At 72.4% G+C, this 431-nt stretch carries 1 protein-coding gene; it reads left to right on the top strand.

Annotation, left to right across the window (positions count from 1 at the left end; genetic code table 11):
- The coding region (locus tag V5F48_RS25040; RefSeq protein ID WP_394260657.1) for a 3-hydroxyacyl-CoA dehydrogenase family protein at nt 1–431 on the top strand (431 nt) is incomplete at both ends.

The raw sequence follows: 431 nt of genomic DNA, 5'->3' as shown, positions 1-431 counted from the left end.
ACGGACGGCCGCACGGCAACGCAGCGCGTGGCGTCGGGCACGCCGGCCGACCTCGTGCTGTTCGACCTCGCGCTCGACTATGGATCGGCCAGGCGCATCGCCGTCGCGAAGGCGGACCAGGCAGGCGATACCGCGCTTGCAGCCGCCGCCGGGCTGTTCCAGGCCCTCGGCAAGGCGGTGTCGGCCGTCGACGACGTGCCGGGCCTCGTAGTGCTGCGCACCCTCGCCATGCTCGCCAACGAGGCGGCGGAGGCGGCGCTCATGGGGGTGGCGTCTCCTGCCGACATCGACCGCGCCATGACCTTCGGCGTGAACTATCCGCGCGGCCCGCTCACCTGGGCGGACCAAGTGGGACCGGCCTGCATCCTCGCCGCTCTGGACGCCCTTCAAGCGGCCTATGGCGACGACCGCTACCGGGCCTCCCAGTTCCT

The sequence above is a fragment of the Xanthobacter autotrophicus ATCC 700552 genome (assembly GCF_043194565.1).
Taxonomy (GTDB): Bacteria; Pseudomonadota; Alphaproteobacteria; order Rhizobiales; family Xanthobacteraceae; genus Xanthobacter; species Xanthobacter autotrophicus_F.
Note: the sequence above shows the minus strand (reverse complement) of the source record. Positions and strands in the feature narration are given on the sequence as shown.